Origin of the sequence: Oscillochloris sp. ZM17-4 (assembly GCF_019599295.1) — a bacterium.
GTDB lineage: Bacteria > Chloroflexota > Chloroflexia > Chloroflexales > Chloroflexaceae > Oscillochloris.
Window position 1 is genome coordinate 1 of sequence record NZ_JAIEWN010000115.1, and the last position, 4,474, is coordinate 4,474.

2 protein-coding genes are annotated in these 4,474 nt (G+C 65.6%); both read left to right on the forward strand.

Annotated features, from left to right (window positions below; translation table 11 throughout):
- The first annotated feature begins 397 nt into the window (after window positions 1-397).
- Window positions 398-3,538: an SUMF1/EgtB/PvdO family nonheme iron enzyme gene (locus K2Z83_RS27895; protein WP_220598445.1), complete on the forward strand. Its 3,141-nt coding sequence runs from the start codon at window positions 398-400 to the stop codon at window positions 3,536-3,538.
- A 350-nt stretch (window positions 3,539-3,888) separates the two neighbouring features.
- On the forward strand, window positions 3,889-4,474 hold a 586-nt coding region (locus tag K2Z83_RS27900; protein WP_220598446.1), incomplete at its 3' end, for a hypothetical protein.

The window sequence follows — 4,474 nt, forward strand, 5'->3', positions numbered from 1 at the left end:
GGAGCTGATCGCGCCGGGGCGCTACGAGCACGGCGCGCGGCTGATTGACGAGGTCGGCCAGCTGCTCGGCGGCTGGATTGCCGCAACCGTCTAAACCGGCTATACTTTCGCCAGCGGATCGGAGCGACCGCATCTCATAGCCGATAACCGATAGCCGATAGCCGAAAGTTCCTGCGAAGTCGGTGAAGTCGGTTTTGCAGCAGCTAATGCCCCCTTTGTGAGCGCCGAACACGGTCTTTCGCGTCCGGTATCGGCTATCGGTCTATCGGCTATTGGCTATGATGCGTCTCGGCCCAGGCCAAAGAACACCGCGCCGCGCCAGGGCCAGTAGGGGCAGGCCAATGTGCCTGCCCACGAACATCAGGGCGCGGCGCACCTCATCCATCACCATCACACTATGGCTGACGATCTGCTCGCTACGCTTGAGAGCCTCCGCGCATTGTACGCCAAGGGCATTCTGAAAGACGATGCCTATGGAGATGCGCTGTCCGAGCTGCGTCACGTCTATGGCACCGAGGCGCTGGATGCGCTGCTCAACGCCTCGCCGCAGATAGTCGCCCCCAGTACGACGACGCAGATTATCACCGGCCATTCCAATGTCGGCGTGGCGATCGCCGGCAACCAGTACGGCCACATCTTCATCGGCGGCAAGCGCACCGCGAGCGATGCTGCCCTCTTGCACGCGTATCTCCAGCGCGTGATCACCGCCTGCGACAGCCTGCCGCTCCAGGCATTCCGCGACAAGCAGGATCTGCACGACCAAGTCGCCCTCAGCCTGGAGCGGGTCTACACCGAGCTGGCGACCAGCGCCGACCCCGTGCCCCGCGAGCGGCTTGATGGCGATGATCTGGCTCAGCTGGATGCAGACGCCTTCTGGCAGGCCCATATTGGTGATCGCGTGCTGCCCTGGCCGCGCCGGGTGCGCCTGTTCCGCCCGCTGACCGAGGCTGAGCGCGCGGCTCGGCAGAGCGAGCCGGGACTCGCCGGTCGCGGCCCGCTGCCCGATATGCTGGGGGAGGATGTGGAGGCACTGGATGCCGCGCGGCTGAAGGCGTTGGCGCAGCAGGTGCCCTGGCTCCAGTTCGCCGGCCCGCAGCTCGTCACCGAGGCGATCACGGCCAACCCTCGACTGGTGCTGCTGGGCGAGCCGGGCAGCGGTAAGAGCACCGCGCTGCGCTATCTGGCGCTCACGCTCGCCCACGCAGCCCTTGATGACGCGGTTAATCTTCAGGCGCGGCTGCCGGGCTGGCCGACTGGTGACGATACGCCGCGCCTGCTGCCGCTGTTCCTTCCGCTGCTGCCTTTCGCCCGCCAGCTCGCCGCCGACAAAGCCCAGGCGGCGGGGGCGGCCGAGCTGTGGAATCACCTCGCCGCCCAGCTCGGCCGCTACCAAGGCCTGGTCGAGGCCGTGCATAGCGAGCTAGAGGCCGGGCGCGTGCTGCTGATGCTCGACGGCCTGGACGAGGTGGCCGGCGATGCCTCGCGCAGCCTGGTCGTCCATGCGGTTGCCGCCTTCAGCCGCGAGTACCCGCAGTGCCGGATCGTCGTGAGCTGCCGGGTGCGGGCCTACGAGGGCGAGCCGAACGCCGCCTGGCAGATTCCGGGCTGGCCCACCGCCACGCTGGCCGACTGGACGCCCGCCCAGATGCAGCACTTCGTCGCCGCCTGGTACGATGCCGTCGGTGGCCTACCGCCGGATGAGCGGGAGCGCCGCCGGGACGATCTTCAGGCCGCTCTGGCGCGTCGCGATGATCTCCTGCGGCTGGGGGTGCGCCCGCTGCTGCTGACGATTATGGCCCTGGTTCACTACAACGACAGCAAGCTGCCCGAGGAGCGCGCCGCGCTCTACAGCCGCTGCGTGGACATCCTGCTGGCGCGCTGGGAGCTTGGGCGCACGCTGAGCGGCTACGCCAGCCAGTATGGCACGCTGATGGACTACATCGGCATGCCCGACGCGGATGTGAAGACCCTGCGCCCGCTGCTCCAGCAGGCCGCCTTCCGCGCTCATCGGGCCACGACAGCGGATAGCCCTGGCAGTTTGTCGCGCAACGACCTGCGCATCCTGGTGGCCGACGCGCTGGAAGGTCGCCACGCCAACCCGCACGAGGCTGCGCGGCGATTCCTGGAGTACACCGACACGCGGGCTGGTCTGCTCCAGGCGCGCAACGCCGGGGATGAGTATGTCTTCCCACACCTGACCTTCTTGGAGTATCTGGCCGGGCTGCAGCTGGTGAGCGGGGCCAACTTTGTCGCTCAGATCATGACCCTGCGCCAGGAGGATCGCTGGCGGGTGCCGATCTTCCTGGGCGTGGGCCACGCCGTAAACGAGAGCCTGTATGCCATCCCCTACCAGCTGCTGAATCGGCTGCGCTGTGCGAGCGGCCGGGAGGCGGCGCTGCGCCAGCGCGACCTCATCCTGTCCGCCGAGATCGCCGAGGATGTGGGCTGGGCGCGGCTGACCCGTGGCGGCGACGAGTTTGTCCAGCTGCGCGCCGACCTTGCCCACGACCTGGTTGCCGTCGTGGAGGGCACGACCCTGCCTGCCAACGAGCGGGTACGCGCCGGCGAGCTGCTGGGCGCGTTAGGCGACCCGCGCCCCGGCGTGTGTGACCTCCAGCTCCAGATGGTGGAGATTGCGGGCGGGAGCTTTGTGATCGGTGATTCTGGCGCGGGACTGGAACAGGCGGTAGACGAATTCATCGTTCAGTACAACGCCCTTCCCGGCGCTCAACTCAGTGAGGATGACAAACCAATCGTGCGTGCGTGGCTCGGTAGTTGGGGTGAACATACCCCTGCGCCAATGCAGGTTCCATCGTTTGCACTGGCCCGCTACCCAGTGACCAATGCGCAATTCCAGGAGTTCATCAAGGCAGACTGCTACGACCCCGAGGCACATTGGTGGGATGCACCAGCCCGTGCCTGGCTGGCTCGTGATGACGCGGCCACGGAGGGACTCCAATCCTACCAACGCCGTCGCCACAAAGATCGGCCCGAGTGGTGGGATGACCCGCGCTTCGGGATCGCCCGCCCGAACCACCCGGTGGTCGGTGTCAACTGGTACGAGGCGACGGCCTTTTGCGCCTGGCTGACGCAGCATCTGGATGATGGCTACATCTACCGGCTGCCGAGCGAGGCCGAGTGGGAATATGCCGCCCGAGGGAGTGCGCAATGCACCTATGCATGGGGTAATGCTGAGCCAGATGGTGAGCGAGCAAATGTTAATGAGCAATACGACGGCACCACCGCCGTCGGCTGCTTTCCCGCCGGGGCGACACCGAGAACTGGGCTGCTCGATATGGCTGGGAATGTGTGGGAGTGGACGCGCAGTGCGTACCAGCCCTATCCCTACGACCCGACCGATGGGCGAGAAGATGGTAGCGATCCGGCACAAAAACACTTTACACTTCGCGGTGGCGCCTGGGGCAATCAACCGCTCTACCTGCGCGCGGCCTTCCGTGTCAACAGCACGCCCGTCAACCACGATCAATATGTTGGTTTTCGGCTTGCCCGGCACCTCAAAACTGTAAAGCCTTTATGATGTGTTCTGTGTCCTGTATTTCGGCGTCAGTACAGAAGTACAAATGTCTCAGCTTCTGATAGCGCGGTACAGACCCGTCTGAGCGAGCGCAGCGAGCGAATCGCGATTTTTTCATCACTGAGACACTGAGGGGGTGAGGCACTGAGGCTTTCTCACCCCTCAGTGTCTCAGCTCACCTCAGCCCCTCAGTGCCTCAGCATCTCAGTGCCTCAGTGATTCTCGTCACTTTTTCATCACTGAGGCACTGAGGGGGTGAGACATTGAGGCTCCCTCACCCTTGATCGTCTCAGCTCCCCTCAGTGCCTCAGCATCTCAGTGTCTCAGTGATTCTTGTGACTGTGGAGGAACCTATGGATCTCACCGAAGCGGCCCGCCAGGTGCTTCTCTACATCGCGCCGCTGATCGCAGGCGGTGCCCTGGCGAAGGTGGGAGAGGACGCTACCGATACGGCGACGGAGCTGCTCGGGCGGGTGTGGGACGCGCTGGGCCGCCGCTTCCGGGGCCACGACGAGGCCGAGGCCGCCCTGACGCTCTTCAAGGCGAAGCCGCAAAACGAGGCGCGCCGACAGATCATCGAGGCGCAGGTGATCGAGCGCTTCGAGGCTGACCCCGCCGCCGCAGCGGAGCTCATCGCCCTGGCCACATCTATCGCGGCGCTCAGCCCACCAGCGGCCCCGCAAAGCCAGCACAACCAGATCATCGGCGGCAACGCCAACGTCGGCACGGCGCTCGCCGGCGACCTGCACGGCAACCTGACGATCGGCTCGCTCGACCAGAGCCGCAACAAGGGTACAGGCGACCCTCGTGGTCGCCCTCCGGTGACATCTGCCCCGGCACGGCCCGCATTCCCAGACACCCTCAGCGCCGACGGCGTGCATTTCTCCTTCGGCCACGCCCTGATCATCGGCGTGGGCAGCTACGCCAATACACGGCTCA